Origin of the sequence: Sulfurimonas sp., from assembly GCF_014859695.1 — a bacterium.
Lineage (GTDB): Bacteria > Campylobacterota > Campylobacteria > Campylobacterales > Sulfurimonadaceae > Sulfurimonas.
Window position 1 is genome coordinate 1 of record NZ_JACUTS010000146.1, and the last position, 2,585, is coordinate 2,585.

At 39.8% G+C, this 2,585-nt stretch carries 1 protein-coding gene; it reads left to right on the forward strand.

What is annotated here, in order from left to right; translation table 11 throughout:
• Positions 1–13 precede the first annotated feature (13 nt).
• On the forward strand, positions 14–2,585 hold a 2,572-nt coding region (locus IBX42_RS12040), incomplete at its 3' end, for a Calx-beta domain-containing protein (RefSeq protein ID WP_294933175.1).

Consider the following 2,585-nt stretch of genomic DNA (forward strand, 5'->3'; position numbering starts at 1 on the left):
CTTGGAGGACCCAATGAATCTATTTCGCTCTTTTTTAATTGTTTTGTTTTTTACGCTTTCGTTGCATGCTGATGACAGCTCTAGTAGCGGCAATATAGTAAGTGTTGCTGATGCTTCCATGCAGTCACCTACACAAGACGCTATTATGACATTCAGTGTTACTCTCAGTGGAACATTAAGTTCAGGGATTGACATACACTACGAAACGGTTGATGACACTGCTGTTATAGACGTTGATTATGAAGCTGTTGAGGGTACGCTAATAGTTCCCGCAGGCACAACAAGTGCAGATATAAATGTGACAATTAAAGCAGGTGCAAGCGGTAAGTTTAAACTTCTCTTAGACAATGCTTACGGTGCCTCCATAAGCGATGGCGAGGCGATAGGTTCTGTTTATAGTGAGTACGGACTTTGTTATGCCGGCTCAACGGGGAACAATATAGGCAATGGAAAATGTATACTTGCGGGAGCTTTTTATTCTGCAACGAACAAAACACCGCACGACTGTGATGCACAAGTAACTATTGTAAATAGAGATGGTGATGCTCTAAGTAGTGTAAGTGTTTTTAAAATATATGACTCAAATGCAAACAACGGAGCGGCATGTTCCGGCGGCGACTCTTGCAACGGTCCATCTATCAGATCTATCAGCGGATTTCCCGATCATAATAGCGGCTATGAGTATATTTGGCCCTCTTTTGCAGGAGACTCAAATCAAACTGTAACAGATTCAGACACATGGTCTTCCTCCGGTGATTTCGACGATATCATTCTCTATGGTTCTTATACAAAAGATGGCTTGAACTATGCTCAAAAGATTAGCTCTTGCGGTGGAGGCGGAGGTTACATTGAAGAGGGCTTAGGCAATGGTGACTTTATTGATACGAACATTAATACTGCTGCCTTAAGCAATGCTTACAATGCAAGTACAGATACCAGTTCTTTAGGTTTAAAGTTTATTAAAACCAAAATTGCATCTGAAACTACGCCGCTTACGGCAGTTTACTTAAATGATTTTGGCGTAAATGCAGATTATGATAACAATTCAAGTGGGGATGTAGATAAAAAACTCTGGTTTGCAATTCCAGTGCTTAATGATTTAGATGCTACAGGAGGATGTCCGTCTGCAAATTCATCTTTACTGCAACAAATCATTGATCCCGATACTAATCTGCAAGCTATTTTTACCATTAAAGACTCAGGAGCATCCGATTATTCTCAAACAAAAGAAGTCATCATCCCTGCAAATGCTTCAAAAAATGCCAAAATAGAGATGATAATTGTTGATACAAGCAAATTAAACGAAGATGCTCAAAACTGCGTTGAAGTGAGTTCTACTACCGGAAACTTAGAAGGTCTTGGTCAGTGTGTAAATAGTGCGGTACAGTATGTTGATGCATACGGTCAAACCGCCTATGAGAGATGTGCAATCAACGACACATACGGTAAGCCTTGCTTATCACAGAACAACGGGGTAGGAACTGGATTGTTTAATAGTCCATTAGGTTGCTTTATGTGTACTTTTTATGCGGGAACTGCATGTAGTAGTGATGACTTCGCCATCAGACCAAACGATTTCAATGCCACAATAGCCCCTAATGAAATTTTTACGGCGGGTAACCCTAAAACTATTACATTTAGAGCTGATAATTCCGTAGGTGATCCGACCAATAACTATAATGAAGTAGAGGATGACTCTTTCTTTGTCGATGTCAATATCAGCGATAGCTCTAAAGTATGTCAAGAACCTTCCATCAATTTCTCTCCATCTGTTAATTTTACAAATGGAACAGTCACGGATAATTACACACTTCATAATGTAGGCGACTTTAATGTGACAATAGCAGAGAGAGTGGGTTACGAATTTGCACTTGTTGATGCGGATGACACACTAGATCTTGCAGATAGACTGATAACTCCTTATACACAGCAAATCAAGGTTATCCCACACCATTTTGGCATAGTTGGCGGTTTAAAAAACGGTTCAAACGGTTTTACATACCTCTCAAACTTTGAGCAGAATCCATATGATGCTGATCGGAATGTCTCTGCTTCATTTGATTTAAATATTTCAGCGCAAAAAGCAGATAACAACATTACCTCAAACTACACAGCTTTATGTTACGCAAAAGACGGCAACTTAACGATTTCCTTGGCTGAGGCGATTGATCCTAACCCTGCAAATTCATTGACAAAACTGCTTTGGTACCACTACACACCTGATGACAACGGCTCAATTCCACTAAACGGAACGAATGAATATAATCTGCCTTTTTCAAGCACACAGTTTGACAGCACCGATGCAAACGGAACGGCGGAGTTTAACTACAAAATAAATTTTGACAGAAATTTAACAAAAGTTGTAAATCCATTTATGGTAGTTGTTGATGAAACCAATGCGACAGACACAGACAATGTAAACGGTGTCAACTCAGTAGATACTAATGCAACATTTGTATTTGGTCGCACTCATGCTTCAATACAAAGATATAGCGTACCAGAAGACTATCCTTACCCTGCAAACATCTATTTTGAGTCATACTGTTCCGGAACGGATTGTGTTAAAACTCTGCTTCCAAACGGTG